General features: G+C 45.1%; 11 protein-coding genes. 5 read left to right on the forward strand and 6 right to left on the reverse strand.

Annotated elements, in window-relative coordinates; genetic code table 11:
• Positions 1 to 262: 262 nt before the first annotated feature.
• Together DW103_RS16950 and DW103_RS16955 are read left to right on the forward strand one after the other, a co-directional pair.
• On the forward strand, positions 263 to 1,678 hold the full coding sequence (locus DW103_RS16950; RefSeq protein ID WP_122278325.1) for an MFS transporter: 1,416 nt from the start codon (positions 263 to 265) through the stop codon (positions 1,676 to 1,678).
• 92 nt (positions 1,679 to 1,770) lie between these two features.
• Positions 1,771 to 2,913, forward strand: coding sequence for an esterase (locus tag DW103_RS16955; protein ID WP_122278327.1), 1,143 nt, complete (start codon positions 1,771 to 1,773; stop codon positions 2,911 to 2,913).
• 14 nt (positions 2,914 to 2,927) lie between these two features.
• On the opposite strand, the gene DW103_RS16960 is transcribed toward DW103_RS16955, so the two are convergent.
• The 4 genes from DW103_RS16960 to DW103_RS16975 all read right to left on the reverse strand — a co-directional run bounded on the left by DW103_RS16960 (position 2,928) and on the right by DW103_RS16975 (position 9,177).
• Positions 2,928 to 4,040: a PepSY domain-containing protein gene (locus DW103_RS16960; RefSeq protein WP_122278311.1), complete on the reverse strand. Its 1,113-nt coding sequence runs from the start codon at positions 4,038 to 4,040 to the stop codon at positions 2,928 to 2,930.
• Positions 4,041 to 4,084: 44 nt separating this feature from the next.
• Entirely contained in the window at positions 4,085 to 5,473 is a 1,389-nt protein-coding gene (locus DW103_RS16965; protein WP_122278313.1) for a DUF4374 domain-containing protein, read from the reverse strand.
• Positions 5,474 to 5,528: 55 nt separating this feature from the next.
• Positions 5,529 to 7,826: a TonB-dependent receptor gene (locus tag DW103_RS16970; protein WP_122278329.1), complete on the reverse strand. Its 2,298-nt coding sequence runs from the start codon at positions 7,824 to 7,826 to the stop codon at positions 5,529 to 5,531.
• Positions 7,827 to 8,031: 205 nt separating this feature from the next.
• Positions 8,032 to 9,177 carry a DUF6051 family protein gene (locus tag DW103_RS16975; RefSeq protein WP_122278315.1) on the reverse strand — a complete coding sequence of 382 codons (1,146 nt, stop codon included), beginning with the start codon at positions 9,175 to 9,177 and terminating at the stop codon, positions 8,032 to 8,034.
• A gap of 172 nt (positions 9,178 to 9,349) precedes the next feature.
• On the opposite strand from DW103_RS16975, the gene DW103_RS16980 reads away from it, so the two are divergent.
• Positions 9,350 to 10,198 carry a LytTR family DNA-binding domain-containing protein gene (locus tag DW103_RS16980; RefSeq protein ID WP_122278317.1) on the forward strand — a complete coding sequence of 283 codons (849 nt, stop codon included), beginning with the start codon at positions 9,350 to 9,352 and terminating at the stop codon, positions 10,196 to 10,198.
• Between the two features lie 91 nt (positions 10,199 to 10,289).
• Here DW103_RS16980 and DW103_RS16985 read toward each other — a convergent pair whose 3' ends face one another.
• Positions 10,290 to 12,344 carry an alpha-L-fucosidase gene (locus DW103_RS16985; protein WP_122278319.1) on the reverse strand — a complete coding sequence of 685 codons (2,055 nt, stop codon included), beginning with the start codon at positions 12,342 to 12,344 and terminating at the stop codon, positions 10,290 to 10,292.
• A gap of 283 nt (positions 12,345 to 12,627) precedes the next feature.
• Between DW103_RS16985 and DW103_RS16990 the strand changes: the two genes are divergently transcribed.
• Both DW103_RS16990 and DW103_RS16995 read left to right on the forward strand, forming a co-directional pair.
• A complete protein-coding gene (locus DW103_RS16990) occupies positions 12,628 to 12,777 on the forward strand; it encodes a twin-arginine translocation signal domain-containing protein (RefSeq protein WP_233545723.1) in 150 nt (49 codons plus the stop codon).
• A 16-nt stretch (positions 12,778 to 12,793) separates the two neighbouring features.
• Positions 12,794 to 14,866 carry a hypothetical protein gene (locus DW103_RS16995; protein WP_122278321.1) on the forward strand — a complete coding sequence of 691 codons (2,073 nt, stop codon included), beginning with the start codon at positions 12,794 to 12,796 and terminating at the stop codon, positions 14,864 to 14,866.
• A 120-nt stretch (positions 14,867 to 14,986) separates the two neighbouring features.
• Here DW103_RS16995 and DW103_RS17000 read toward each other — a convergent pair whose 3' ends face one another.
• Positions 14,987 to 16,264, reverse strand: coding sequence for an acetylxylan esterase (locus DW103_RS17000; protein WP_122278323.1), 1,278 nt, complete (start codon positions 16,262 to 16,264; stop codon positions 14,987 to 14,989).
• Positions 16,265 to 16,477 lie beyond the last annotated feature (213 nt).

Genomic DNA, 16,477 nt, shown 5'->3' on the forward strand with positions numbered 1-16,477 from the left:
TATTGACTCTTTTTGGAGTCAACCTTATTTACAAAAAGACACATTCGGAACAAAAAAGTGACAGTTGTCGCCCCGTTGAGCTAAACATTGAGAACCATTTGATAAGCATCCGGGACTTATCAGCCGGCATCCGAATACGAATGTAATAAAAAATAGTAGTGTAAACGCACACACATTAAAAATTTTCCTATATTTGTGCCAAGTATTATGGAATAACTAATTAAATATCATGAACAACACATCTCAAAGAATTACTGAAAAAATGACAAACTACAGATGGACAATCTGTGCCATGCTGTTTTTCGCGACAACAGTCAATTATCTCGACCGTCAAGTCCTTTCCCTGACATGGGACGAGTTTATTAAGCCGGAGTTCCATTGGGACGAATCGCATTACGGTACGATAACGTCTGTCTTTTCTATGGTATATGCCATCTGTATGCTGTTTGCCGGCCGTTTTATCGACTGGATGGGAACGAAGAAGGGATACCTTTGGGCCATCGGAGTCTGGTCGTTCGGCGCCTGTTTGCATGCCGGGTGCGGTATTGCTACCGAATATTATGTCGGCATGCACAGTGCCGCAGAGTTGATTGGGGCAACCGGGGATGTGGTGGTTGTACTGGCTACCGTCAGCATGTATTTCTTTTTGGCCGCCCGTTGTATCCTGGCTTTAGGTGAAGCCGGAAACTTTCCGGCTGCCATCAAGGTGACGGCCGAATATTTTCCGAAGAAAGACCGCGCTTATGCAACCTCTATTTTCAATGCCGGCGCTTCTATCGGTGCTCTGATTGCTCCGATTACTATCCCGCTGCTGGCAAAGTTCTGGGGATGGGAGATGGCTTTTATCGTAATTGGAGTGCTCGGATTTGTCTGGATGGGTGCGTGGGTATTCTTATACACAACCCCGGATAAGAGTAAATATGTGAACAAGGCGGAACTTGCTTATATCGAACAAGATAAGGAAGCGTTGGAAGAAAGTGACGATGTTGAGGAATTAGAAGAAAATAAGATTGGTTTCCTGCAATGTTTTACCTTCAAACAAACCTGGGCATTTGCCGTGGGTAAGTTTATGACGGACGGAGTCTGGTGGTTCTTCTTGTTCTGGACACCGTCGTATCTGAACACGCAGTTTAATATTAAGACTTCTGACCCGTTGGGGATGGGGCTTATGTTTACTTTGTATGCGATAACCATGCTTTCCATTTATGGCGGAAAGCTGCCGACTATCTTTATCAACCGGCAGGGGCTGAATCCCTATGCCGCCCGTATGAAGGCGATGCTGATTTTTGCCTTTTTCCCGTTGCTGGTACTGTTGGCACAGCCACTGGGTACGATTTCTCCCTGGTTCCCGATTATCCTGATTGGTATCGGTTGCGCGGCCCATCAGTCCTGGTCGGCCAACATCTTCTCTTCCGTAGGGGATATGTTTCCGAAGTCGGCTATTGCGACAGTAACGGGTATCGGCGGTATGGCCGGTGGAGTCAGTTGTATGATTTTGCAGTTCGTTGCAGGCAATTTGTTTGTGTATGCGGATGAAACCCAGATGACTTTTATGGGCTTTGTGGGCAAGCCGGCGGGCTACTTTATCATCTTCTGTGTCTGCTCCGTTTCTTATTTGATAGGATGGGTGATTATGAAGATGCTGGTTCCTCGGTATAAAGTAATTGTCCTGGATTGATTTCGGATACTTATCTCCGATGTTTCAAAGACTTTTTCTTATATTTGCAGGATACCGGAAAAGGTTCCGGAAACATAAAAGTATCTATAGTTATGAGAAAATTATCTATCCTTATGCTCCTTGCCTGTATCAGTGCATGGACATTTGCTCAGCAGGCCATTTGGGGTGGCCGGCCAACTGTTTCGCCGGAAATTCATCCGGACAATACCGTCACTTTCCGCTATTTCGCACCGAAAGCGATAAAGGTACAGATTACAGGCGACTTCCTTCCTTCGGGTATCGCGGACTTGAAAGAGGGGAAAAACGGAGTCTGGGAGTTTACGACACCCGAACCACTGCCGTCCGAACTCTACGGCTATTCCTTTTTTGTAGATGGCCTGCGGACATTGGACCCTGGTAATATTTTCTTAAGCCGCGATGTTACGACCATCACCAATATCTTTATTATCGGTGGCGGACAAGGGGATTTATATAAGGTAAACGATGTACCCCACGGAACCGTTAGCAAATGCTGGTATAATAGTCCGACTTTGGGCATTGACCGGCGTATCACGATTTATACGCCTGCCGGTTACGAGACAAGCGGCAAACGTTATCCCGTCCTTTACCTCTTGCATGGAATGGGAGGTGACGAAGAGGCATGGCCTACATTGGGACGTGCCACCCAGATTTTGGATAACCTGATAGCACAGGGAAAGGCGAAACCGATGATAGTCGTGATGCCGAACGGCAATGCCGGCCAGAAAGCTGCTCCCGGCGAAGCGGAAATGAGGGACGAACAGCAGTCCAAAACGATGGAAGGCAGTATGGAAACCAGCTTCCCTGATATTGTGAAGTTTGTGGAAAGCCGTTATCGTGTGCAGAAGAATAAAGCCAGCCGTGCCGTAGCCGGTCTGTCGATGGGAGGATTTCACTCCCTGCATATCTCCAAGCAGTATCCGGACATGTTCGATTATGTCGGACTTTTCTCTGCTGCTATCATGCCGAACCCTAAAGTGCAGTCCCCTATCTACGAAGATATGGACGGCAAGTTAAAAGTACAGTTCGACAAGAAACCCAAACTTTACTGGATTGCCATCGGTAAGACGGATTTCTTATATAAGAGCAATGTCGAGTTCCGCCAAAAGCTGGATGAAAAAGGTTATCCGTATATTTATCGTGAAAGCGACGGCGGACATATCTGGCGGAACTGGCGCATCTATCTCTCGGAATTTGTACCGATGCTGTTTCAGTAACAGCACTGGTACGGTTATTTAAGTCTTCTGATTTTCTTTTTTATCCAGAAGTAATAACCGGTTATTGCAAATATAGCTCCGAGTAATGATACCAGACAAGACAGTATCCGAGTAGTGAGACCTCCCCATGTCCCGGCGTGGATGGAATAAATCCATCCTCTTATTTTTCCGGACTTAGGGAGGTCTTTATATAACAGGACTTCCGTAATATCCCCCGTTTCCGGGTGAAAGGAATACCGGTCGCTCCCTCTCGTATTCCCGTAACGGGCGGAGGAGACAGTGGCCGAACCTTCTTGAATGGTGATGGATTGGTAATCAGAGTAACGGCCTTGTATAGCGGATAATACTTCTGCCCATAGCGTATAATCCGTCTGTCTCTGCGATTTTCCGGAACCTTCCCTATGCTCTTTCCCGTTTCTGTTTCCTTCTGCTTGTGTCTGATTCGTACTGACTCCGAAAATGGTATAAAAAGCCGTACGATACCAACCGAACGACCAGGTCAAGCCGGTCAGGGACAAAGCCAATAGGAGCAAAGCCGCATAGAAACCACCCGAAACATGCAGGTCGTGGAAGAAACGGAAGCAGCCGGATTTTGTCTTTATCTTCAACCGGTTCTTCAAGACTTTCCTGTTGCGGGGAAACCAGATGACGAGTCCGCTGATGATAATGATTGCCAATACCAGGGTAGAGACGCCGACAATTGTTTTCCCCCACGAGAAACTGCCGTCCCGTTTATATTCGTCAAGCAACCAACGGTGCAGGCGCATCATTTGCATAAAAAAGCCTTGACCGTTGTCCATTCCGGTAATCTCTCCGGTGTAAGGGTTGATAAAACAGACGGCCTTTTTCCCGGGCAGAACCAATTGATAGGTCCGTTTGGGGTCGGAAAAGACGCGAATGCCGTTTATCTGAACGGAGTCCGGTACTTGTTGACGTGCTGCATGTATCAGCTCGGCCGGTGAAAGAGGTCTCCCTTTTACCTCTTTTACAAAATAACGGGAGGGATAACATAGTTCCAATATCTCCGTTTCAAATACCAGAATTGCTCCTGTCAGGCAGACAATAGTGATGATTATACCGAAAGGTATCGACAGCCATAAGTGTATTTTCGCAAAGAGTTTTCTCATTTTCCGAATGGTTGTTTGAAGCCGTTATAAGGCTTCCTTGATTATTACTCCTGAATAACAGATAATTTACCAACGCCCGTGATTTGTTCCGACTCTACTGTGAGACCTTTTGCCGCGGTAGCTGTTTTCGGGTCAATCCGGTAGATGGCAGGTTGGTTTCCGTCGGTAGTTGTGACAGGCATATAGGCAATGCCGTTTTCAGTAAACGGAGTGTTTCCGAAACCGGAAATAATATCGGCGGAAGGCATTCCCGTCACGTAGGTAAGGGTCTTGCTTTCTCCTTTGTAGATAGCCAACTCTTTTGCCGTAAAGCCTGTTTCCGTCAGAGGTCTGTCGTACATAAGCAGCATAAAATAATCTTCGGCGATATGCCAGCAACGGACGAATGATTTGCCGTTTGTTTGCTCTTCGAGGTTGCAGTAATAGCTTGGGTCGAAATCTGTGGCGCCGGCTTTGATACGTACTACACCGGCAGGCAGAGTTGTTTTCTGTACATCGGCCGTCATGGTTTTGGCGTAGCTTGGTGAGAATACATATACATCGCCGTTGTCGGCTGCCCAAATAGTTTGGTAGTATTGGGAACGGTTACGTCCGCAAGCATAGCTGATTTTGTCCGTTTTGAGCAGTGTCGGATTTTGAAATTGGTCGTTGTTATAGATAGCTACCCAACATTCGTTCGGATATTGTGTCCACTGCAATTCCCCTTTTTCGTAGGCGCCGCTACCGCTACCTCCGGATTCTGTCTTTACGAGTTCCGGATACTTGACATATTTGCCACCGTCGGCTACTACACCGTATTTGCTTAATCCCATCGGAACGGCGGCGGTGAATATTTTATTATTCGTTTCCAGGATACCGGCCAGCGTCACAAATTCTCCCGTACCTAGATAGTTTTCAGACATGATTACTTCCTGATTGCCGGAGGCGGTCTCATTCTTTACATCCAGATAATTGATGAGGAAGCCTTTGGGTAAATAACCATTCTCATCTGCATATTCTTTACCCAAATCTCCGGTGGACGTGGTGATGATATAATCTTTATAAATACCGTAAGAGGTGAAACGCTTCACTTCATACGAGTTGGGGCGTTCTTTTACTTTCCCTTCCTTATTCAGTATGTAGGAAGAGGTCAAACCGGCATTTCCCTGATTATAGACCAATCGGTACAGATATTGGTCTTTGTAGAAGACCCACTGTGTAACGCTTTCCGTAGTCAGTCCGTTCTTTTTGGCAGACACGGTGCCTTCATCCAGTGTACCGGCTGTCAACAAGCAATTCGCATCGTTTACCGAAGCCGCAACGACATAGCCGGATGAGATTTCATCTCCTCCATTGCTTCCTCCTCCTTCGGATATATTATCATCGCATGAAATAGTAGTTGAGCCCAGGCATAAGATAGCTGCCAAGCTCCAGTTTAAATAGCTCTTTTTCATATTAAAATTGAATTTGAATAATTATTATTTTTAGTTCTGTAGAAGTATTCTTTGATTATCCTCCGAAATACACCCGGACTTTTCCATAGAAAGAGCGGCCTGCTTTCTGTAAACTGAAGTTGTCATACAACTTTTCGTTTGTAAAGTTCCGGCACTCGAACGAGAGGTTGTAACGCCCGTTCTGGATACCATACGAGAGAGTCAGGTTGTGCGAGAATTGCGTAGGAACCACAAATTCGGATTCACTTCCTATTACCTCCGAATAGAGAGGGAAGCTGTGCATGTATAAATTATCGTAAGTGACTGCCAGCCTGTTTCCTTTCTGTCCCAGATTTTTCCAATAGAATGTCACATCCGAATTGGCAAACCGGTAAGGTAGGTTCGGCATACGTGCGCCGTATGTCAGACTCTCCTGACTTGTCCCGCTACTAACGGTTTTTACATTGTCGCGTACATTCATTTGAGTAAAGTTTCCACCTATACTTATCCAGTCAGCGAAACCATAACGGACGGAGATATTATAACCTTTGGTCAATACTTTGCCGTGATTGACATAAGCCGCTCCGGATTTGCCTCCGCTCAAGTCTACGATGTTGCGTTGGATATAATCTTTTGTGTTCCGATAGATAACTCCTCCCTCCACGTATATGGAATGTTTGCCGAAAAGGTCGTTGTAGCTTAAATTGAAGTTGAGGTTGTTGCTGTTTTCCGGTTTCAGGGAAATGTCTCCGGTTTCGAGGTCTTCATCACCGAACATCTCTTCGTTTGTCGGCAGGCGATAGGCTTTTTCGTACGACAGTTTTGCCTGCAAGCTTTTCAGGATAAAATAGGTTCCTGCCGCTCCGTAACCCATTGCACTGACGGAGTTGGTTATACGGGTGTACTTGTCTTGAGCTGAGGATGTGGCAATAGGGCCGGCTATGAACTGGTTGTAATATTTACCGAAAACGGAGGCATTCCAGTATTCCGACGGCATCAGGCGATAGGAAAGACCGCTGATGTTTTTACGGGTTTCTTTCGGAATGGCGTTAGCTTCCGAGTCTTCATCCAGAAGAGACCTGTTTGAACGTTGGAAAGAATTCAATACATGATTGAATGTAAAGGTATGCGCTTTGCCGATGCGATAATTAGCCGTTAATGTTCCGTTCCAGTTATTATTATCCGAACGTATGTTCTGATAAGACTGTTCTCCGGGCATTCGGAGAGGACGTGTTTCTCCTCTCCAATTATATTCGAGGGAGGATGTATCCACATTGTTAATCATATTCTTATTGTAATTGGCTGTCAGAACCACATCCAATCCCTTTGTAAACAAGTCCCGTTTGCTGTAATCCAACGACGGCATCAGGGAATAGCCTTTACGATATTTTCCTCCGAATACAACTTCTTGCCGCACGCCGGTTTGTATATCTTTGTACATGCGGGAGTAAGTGAATCCGAACATCAGACGGTCTGCCCACTTTTTGTCTACGATACCGATTTTACCTATGACCGCTTCGTTATGATATGTATCATGGAAACGTTTGACATGTTCTATCTTATTTTTGTTGATAGCCCCTGTCGCAAAGTCTTTTACCGGAGTATCCACATAATAATCATTGTCCGAATAATTCTGAAATGCGTTGATTTCGTAGGTGAGACCGTTATGGAATGTTTGCCCGAAATTCACGTAAGATTTGTGTGTATTGAAAGAACCGTAGGAATAAGAAGCATCCAGAAACCATCTTTTGAGGTTCTTTTTAGTAATAATATTGATGACACCTCCGATGGCATCTGTTCCGAAACCGACAGGAACAACTCCTTTATATACCTCGATACGTTCGGCATAGTTGACCGGGATATTGTTCAGGCTGAACGAACTCCCGACCCCTTCTTGCGGCACACCGTCGATAAATATCTTAATGTGTTTGCCGCTGAATCCGTCCATCATCAACTGCATATCCGAGCCGACACCCCCGGACTCCCTGATTTTCATGCCGGGGGCTTGAACCAGTGCCTCGCTCAGGTTTTGAGTGGAGTTTTGCAGGGCTTTCGTATCGAGTGCTACAGCGTTGAAGGCGGAACGTTTCAATCGGCTGATACCGTTGGAAACTATTACGACTTCATCGAGTTCAGTGTTTTGTGGGGTAATTGTTATGTTCAGCCTGGTCCGGTTCTCATTGAAAAGTTTTACCGTTTTTTCTACCGTTTGGTAACCAATGGCTGATACTACCAGTGTATAGTCGCCGGCAGGAGCTTTCAGGTGGTAGATTCCTTGCTGGTTGGTTACGCAGCCGTAATTTGTACCCTTCAGATAAACCGTTGCAAAATCGACTATCTCTTTTTCAGTTGATAGTATTTTGCCCGAAATCATCGCATCGTTTTGTGCATGTACATGTGTGAAGGATGATAGCAGAAGGATAAGCAGGAGAAGTTTAGAATAAGCTTTCAATTTATATATTGTTTAATATCGTTAGTAAAACGATGCAAAGGTCTTTATAAATAGAAAGCGCATCAATCGCCATAATTAGGTAACTTTAGGGCGATATATCCCCTGCCTGAATAACTATTTGTAGGTATTAGAGGAAAGCCGCCGCCTTACCGAATACATTCAGGAAAGCCTGATTTATCAGTGTCCGGTCTGTTTGTGAGCGGAAAGGAAAAGGTACTTGGTGCGAATAAGGAAAAGGAAAGTCTATTTCTTCCAGTATCTTGTTTGATATTTTTCCCAACGCTTTTATGACTCCACCGGTAGGCATCACTTTATCTTTTTTCAGGGAAATAGCCCGTATCCGGTTGCAGGCGCGTTGGAAAAAGGATTCGCGGTAGTCCTTTAAAACATCCGGACGTATCATTGCCTTGAAGGCCTGTTCCAGGAAATCGTTCTTGAATGAAGTCGGGAGTGAACGTTGTTCGAGAAAGTCGTTCCGGTAGTAATGTTGCAAACTGTCGAACGCCGCTTGGTCCATAATGTCCCGCGCATTTCCGTCCATTTCGCTGAAGATGGAGCCGCCGCAGAACATGAATAACCGTGTGTCGTTGAACATCTTTTCCGGATTCGACAGTAATAATACTTGTGACAAGAGCGCTCCAATCGAATAAGCGAATAGATTGATGGAGGTATCTTCCTTGAACAACGGATGCCTGCCGTCTTTTATCTCCTGAACCAATTGCCAGAGATTGTAGACCGATTCCCGTCCCGATGCGTAGAAACGTAGCGGATTTTTCGACAACCGGCTGCTAAGTGCCACATTGGCGAATGTCGAATTGCTAAGGTCTTCTATCTCTTTTTTCCGGACACTTACCCACGATAAGGTTTCACGCGGGTTACACCATTGGCTGGGCGTACGGTTCATGTGGAAAGCTATCGGAAAAAGAATAACGGGTTTTCCGGTATTCCGGGCCAGATATTCCGCCCATGTCAGATACTTTTCCCAACTCCGTTCGTTCAGTCCGTGCAACAGGATAATCGCTTTGTCACGTTTCTCTTTCCCGGAAGGGGCAAAGATGGTATAGGTGAATGATTGGTTCTCTTGTATACGATTGTCGGGGATGGAACAAAACTCGGTCGTAGCCAACTCACGCTGGAATTGGCTTATTTCGCCGGCTCCGGTTGTTTGTGTAAAACGAAAAGGCAGAATTTCCAGATGACTGTCCTCGAGCTCCGCCTTTTTATCGTACGAAAAAAGACTGTTCAGCTGTTGTGTTCGAATCGAAATATCCATATTGCGTTTGAATTTTTTACAAACTAACAACACAAAAACAGTCTTTCAAAATAAATGGTTCAGATGACTTTTATCAGGGGCAGAAAGCCTTATTTGGGGGCAAAATATTTATATGAGGGGCGAATGTCAAAAGAAATATGTGTACATTTGTTCCAACTAATAGGTGAAAAGTATGGGAGTAGGAAGTCATAGAATACCGGAATACATTTACGAGAAGTCGAATATTGTCCGACTTGTTTTGTTGACAGCTCTCTTCGCATTAATCTTTATCAATATATATAAACCGTTTAGCTCGTCCAACTGGTATCCGGTATCGGAATTTAAGTTCTTCGTTTTCTCCAGTCTGATTATTTTGACGGGAGTATTGGTGGTGGTGATTAGCCGGATTGTGATGTATTACTGGGGCCGGAAGCACGGAGTGACGATGAGTGGGTATGCGCTTTGGATTGTACTGGAGATATTTTTCATGTCTATGTTTTATACCATTTATACCCTGGTGCTGAACCCGGAACGGGAATATCTGAGTGCGTTTAAGGAGTCGGCTATTAATACGAGCCTTGTGCTTCTGTTGCCTTACTCGGTTTTGCATCTCTATTTCTCTTATAAAGAAAAGGAGCGTCAGCTTCGATTGCTGGAAGAGCAGAAGGCTGAAACGGCTGTCCATCAGACTGTTTTTTCTTTTTATGATGAGAAACATGAACTGCGCCTTTCCGTGAAACGGAGCAATTTGTTGTACATCGAGTCTGCCGATAATTATGTATGTATCTGGTATCTGAATAAAGGGGTATTGACCAAATTCATGCTTCGTAACTCCTTGAAAGCGATAGAAGAGAGTCTGGCAAACACGAATGTCCTGCGCTCTCATCGCTCTTATATGGTCAATTTTGATCAAGTAAAGGTGATACGCCGTGAGAAAGATGGCGTTTACATGGAGTTGGGTGTTGAAGGTGTTCCCGATATTCCTATATCAAAAACTTACAGCGAAAAGGTTACGCATTGGTTTATGACCTATTCTTCCTAAGAAACTTGTTTGCCGGGGTGGTAAGAAACGTAAGCTTTCCGGGGAAAATCCTTGCGCTTTTTTCCCGGAAAGCTTACGTTTTTTCTTCTGTTTATTGCGTGATTACGGAAAACTCTCCGATACCGGCTTGTGATGCATTGTCGACGACATGGGTTGCGACTAACCGGATTTCTTTTCCTTTCACTGCCGGGAAATGAATTTCCTGCTCTACCGGATTATGTTTGATATTCGAGAACTCTCCTTCGGAAACTTTCTTATTATTAACGTATAGCTGATAGTGTGAAATATGGCCGCCGGCATCCCGTCCCTGGTTGGGCGTGTAGCGGAAACCGCAAATGTCTTCATCCTTTTTCAGCAGGATGGTTATCTCTTGTTTCCCTTTCGGTAAATAAAACGTAGTATATCCGTTTCCGTCGAAGATGACGGATGCTTTCTCGTCTTTCGGAGAAAGGACGGTATAATCTGTAGCCGGAATATCCAAAGGAAGTGCCGATACAGGACTCGATTTGTCGAAAGTCTTGTCGTAAGTAATCGCTTTTACAGTACCTTTCTGTGGGAAAAGGAAAGGCTTGGTATAAACGGGAGCATCTTTTGTCGGTTCGCTTCCGTCGGTTGTGTAATGGATTTCCGAATTTTTATCTCCGCCCCGAATGGTGACTTCGTTTGCCAGGTTTCGGGAAATAAGTGGCTCCGTTACGAGGGCAGGGGCCAGGAATGCTTCTACATTATTAATACACAGCGGACCGCGTGCATCCGTGAAGTTAATGCGAATCTTGTCGGCTTTTACAGTTTGGAAACGGACGATACGCTTATATCCGACAGTAGTAGTGGAGTCGACTGCTTCGACCGGGAACCATTTGCTTCCGTTTTCGTATTCGATGTTGAATGATTTGATACGTTGTCCTAATGGAATATATTCCTGGATGAGGAGACGGTTCAGCTCCGAGGCGGTGCTGAGAGTGAATGTCAGGCTGCCGCTTGTCACATTATCCTCCGTGGCCCAGTAAGTATCCCATTCGTTATCGTTCGTCATGCAGGCGCTGAATTTCCGTCCGCGCGTATTGCTGGCTTCGGCGTATGCACCTTTTAGCAAGTTGTCTTTCATGTCATTTTGGATAGTCTGGAACCATTCGACGGCACGGACAGAGTCGGACGGACTTATCTTGCCGTTCAGTGCGACCGGGAAATTCAACAGGAAGTTGGCATTATGCCCTACGCTCCGGTAATATAAATCGACCAAACGGGCGAGCGATTTTACCTGATGGTCCTCGCGGGCATGATAAAACCAGCCCGGGCGGATAGATACGTCGCATTCGCCTCCCAACCATTTGTCGCCGTCTTCCATACCCCATTGGCTTTGACGGTAGTTTGTTTCTTTTTGATAGGAATATGGACTCCATTGCGTGTCTCCGGCCCAGCCTTCTTCGTTGCCAATCCATCGGATATCGGGGACGGTTCCTCCGAATATCATGGCTGCCGGATGATGCTTTTTGATAGTGTCGCGGGCTTCTTCATATTTATAGTAAGTATTCGGGTCGATGGAACGGGTTTCATTTGTACCTCCATACCAGCCGTTACCTCCGTTTGCTCCATCGAACCAGTATTCGAATAAGGGGCCGTACTGTGTTATCAGTTCATGCATTTGGGCGTGAAACTTTTGGACGTATTCGGGTTTGCCGTAATTATCGCTATTACGGTCCCAAGGGGAAAGATACAGTCCGAACTTTAACCCGTGTTTGCGGCAGGCATCGGAAAGTTCGCGCACCATATCTCCTTTTCCGTTTTCCCAAGGAGCGTTTTTGACACTGTATTCAGTGGTGGCCGTGGGCCATAAACAGAAACCGTCGTGATGCTTGGCTGTCAGGATAACTCCTTTCAGGCCGGCTGCTTTAATGGTACGAACCCATTGGTCGCAATCCAGTTCCGTAGGGTTGAATGTGGAAGCAGGTGTGTTGCCATATCCCCATTCGAGGTCATTAAATGTGTTCAGGCCGAAATGAACAAAAGCATAAGTTTCCATTTTGTGCCATTCTACTTGTTCGGGAGTCGGTACAGGCAATACGGGAGTCGGGGCGTCCACTTCTTTGCATGAAAAAAGGACACTCGCGCCAAGTCCCCAAAGAAGAAGTAATTTTGTGTTTTTCATTATTTGTGATGAATTATGTAAGACTTCAAAGATACGAAAAAAATGAACTTGGCATATATTATTCAGCAGTTAGCTTTTTTTAATTATTGTCATGGCTTGTGTCTCTGAAATGGTCGTACTTCTCGTTAATACTACAAGATGTATTTGTTTATTGTTTAAAATACAATTTGATGACGCATATACTCTTAATAATATGAATGATAAAAGGAAGAAAATGTTTTCTGTTTCCGTTAATACTCAGTATATTTGAGAGAATATTGAATCTAATTTATTACATTTTGCCATGAAAAGACGAGACTTTTTAACAAACACCGCCCTGTTAGGTGCCGGTATTCCATTAGGTATGACATCCGCGGTAATGACTTCTTGCTCCCAACTGCAAGGGGGAGATGCTCCCGTTCCGGGTAAGGCTCCGGATGCACCGGTCATGTAATTTGTGTAAATTATTTATGAGGAAGATACTGTTTTTTAGGATTGCATTAGTCTTGGCTTTGATTAATGTAATGATGATTTCCGGCTGTGTGGCTGTTTCGGAGAGTAGCAAAGTTGAGTTGTTAAGCCCTTTCTGGAGTTTTAAGACTTTACCGGTTGCACAAAGCAGGCTTTCCGGACAGTCTCCGCAGGCTTCCTTATCTGTTCCTTCAGACATAACGAAAGGTTTTACCCTTACATTCAGAGTAAATCTGGAAGATTTTGACAGTGAACAAAATATACTGGAAATACCGGAAGTTATGCGGGTTTGCCTTCGTCAGCATGATGTGAATGACCGCAAACAGCAAAATTATCCGGCTTTTAAAATGCCAGATGGCTCTGTCCCGGTTCTGGAGGCGAGCCTCGCGTTGCAATTGCCGGTCGAAGCGAATCCTGTTCAGGATATGATTATCGGTATTCCGTTTGCCATATTGGATGAACCATATGGAGAACATGAAGTGGTTCTTAACTTTACCGGCGTACGTTGGACGATGTATGTGGACGGGAAATTGTTGGATAACGACTTTCCGTTGGGGTATCCGTTGGCAGAAAAGATGAAGGGCTGGAAATTGAACACTCAGTATGTAAGGGAGGCTGCTATCTATTTCCCGGCTATTCAACCGGAAAGAGTACAATCCCCGGTTCCTTTGCTAACTCCCGGTATCCAATATTGGACACCTGCCGCACATAATGCTTGGGTGGGGGATGTGGTTACCTTTTTCCATAGCGGGCGTTACCATATCTTTTACTTATTCGACCGCCGTGGACATGCCAGTAAATTCGGCCGTGGGGGACATTATTTCGAACATCTGTCTACCGCAGACTTTAAAACATGGACTGAACATGAAGCGGCTACTCCGATAGAGGAACAATGGGAAACATTCGGAACGGGAACACCTTTCGTTTTCGACGGTAAACTTTGTCTCAGTTACGGCCTCCATACGACTCGTATCTATCCGAGGGAGAAAACGGCTCTTCCTCTGCAATGGGAATATCTGGAAAAGCATGGTTATACCGGTTCGTTCAATTATGATACGATTACTGTTGTACCCGCCGGTTCGACTTATTCGATAAGTGGAGATGGAGTTTCGAATTTTAAGAAGACTCATCTTTTATATCATCCTTGTGAAAATCCGAGCATCTATACCGACCCGGACGGAAATTTGAGAATGTTGGCAAACTATGGTGCGAAAGGAACTTGGGGCACTGATAAGGTTGCCGGCGGCTGGCAATGTCTGAATGCGGATTTTCCGCTGGGTGGGGATTGTACTTTCTTCTTCCGTTGGGGTAATTATGATTATATTATCGGAGGTTTCACCCGTTTGTGGTCTAAGCCGGCCGATGCTCCTGAAATAGCTTATCAGGATATTGTCAGTCAAGGGCTCGATTTTTATAATGGATTGAGCGTGCCGGCCATTACTGAAATACCGGGCGGCCGTTTTCTGATGGCCGGTTGGATGCAACTGGCTCCTTGGGGCGGTCCGCTGATTATCCATGAATTGATACAATATCCGGATGGTCGCGTTGGAACCAAATGGATGGAAGAGATTATACCTGAAATCGGAAAGTCTGAACTGTTAGCAAAGAAACTGACTGAAACAGAAACTTTCTCTATGGATAACCAATCGTTTATGGTTTCTTTCGATGTCTTTCCTTCAAAAGTGGAAGAAGGAAAGTTTGGAATCCTGTTCTTATCCGGTGAAGGAGAGAAGGATGCTTGTGAATGGCAACTTGATATGAATGACAGAAGAGCGCAGTTCGGGGTTGGTTCTACGCTTGATTTCTCCGCCAAAGAGAAGTCGTTACGGGAAGGAGGAAATCCGCAACAGGTTCGGAATTATGCCTTGGAGAATTTAGTCGGTGTGGAAAAACCGTTTACTGTCCGCCTACTGGTAAACAGGACTGATAAGTTTGGCGGGTCTATAATCGATGTGGAAATAGCCGGACAGCGTACGATGATTTCCTACCGTCCCGGCCTGACTGTCGGTAAATTGCTTTTCCGTACGGATGGAGTTGAACTTAAAAATATAAAGATTGCACCGGTAAAGTGACTTCGGATTACATTTTCCATTATCCGAACGATAAGCCGTATGTTTTTGAATTTATAGCAAGCGTGTGAAGGGAAAACTCTACTTCACACGCTTGATTATTCCTTTATATCAGGATTCTGATTATTTGTATTGCTGTTGCAACCATTTAATACGTTCCCATTCCTGTTCCGGATACGTCCAGTGTCCGGTTTCCAGATAAAGATGTAATTCTTTTGCTGCCGGGATGACGTTGTAGGCAGAATAAGTGGAAGTAGGCGGGCAAACCGTATCATTGTATCCCCAACTGTACCATCCCGGGGCTTTTACCCTGCGGGCAAAATTTACAACGTCGAAATAGGCCAGTGTTTCTACTTCATTAGGAGCCGGTTGTACGTATTGGAAATAATGCGGCCAACCGCCTGCCCGTTTATTCAAATAGCCGGCATAATCACATAGGGCCGGATACAAAGCGGCCAGGAACTTGATGCGCGAATCCAGTCCGGCTGTTACGATTGATAATGCACCTCCTTGACTACCTCCGGTCACTCCAACTGTCGAGCCGTCGAATTCAGGCAAGGAATAGATGAAATCGACTGCGCGTACACAACCGAGGTAAACACGTTTATAATAATGTGAATTCCGGTCGTTTTTATTGATACCCATATAATTATTTAATGCGCCGGCGCCCAGATTGTTGTACACTTCGTATGGCATGTTGACCGGAATGCCGTGAATGCCGATTTCCAACGTAATCACATCATCCCCGAAATTAACGCCATTATAGGGGCGGATACCAGCCCCCGGGACTTGGAGAATTGCCGGATATTTGCCTTCTTTTTTGGGAACAATCAGAATTCCGTACATGCGGGAACCCGGACGTTCGTTCTGGAAACTGACATGATAAACATTTTGAGTCGGAGTACATCTGTCGGGCAACAGTGTCATCATTGGATTCAATGGCGTTTTGCGTGCATCGCTGATGGCATTTGTCCAAAAGCTGTCGAAATCTTCCGGATTTTTTGTTGTCGGCTGAATTTGGTTTTCGTCGATAGCAACAGTCGCCATGCCTTCATAATTCCGTCCGTTTACTTTAGCAACGACCTTGCAACGGAGAAAGCCCGGTTCTTTCATGCTTGATTTGATAGTTGTTTTACCATCCTTTAGTTTTATGTCCTGTTTCTTCTCCGTGGGGAAAAACTCGGGACCTACTTCGTAATCGATGATAACGTCTTTTACCAGATTTTCATTCTGGAATACCTGAACGGTAAAACTAACCGGATCTTTTGCATGATATTTCCAGTCTGTACGATCCGGTGATACGACTACATTGACCAATCTCTGGGAGGGCTGTGCCTCTGCATAGAAATTATTTCCCCATAAAGCGATGAGGGAACAGAAGAAGAATAACAGTTTTTTCATGATGAATAAAAAATATATATGGACAAAGGTATAAAAAAAGTCGTTTCAAATAGAACTTATCCCCCCCAATAAAGCTCGATTAGTTGCCGAGGGAATTGCCTTACGATAACTGTGGTAAGGCCTTGCCACAATTGTCGAAAGGTCTTACCATAACTATCGCAAGGCCTTGCGATAACTATCAAAAGGCAAATGTAAATTAAGTAGGAAGTGAAT

It is taken from the genome of Parabacteroides sp. AM08-6 (assembly GCF_003473295.1).
GTDB lineage: Bacteria > Bacteroidota > Bacteroidia > Bacteroidales > Tannerellaceae > Parabacteroides.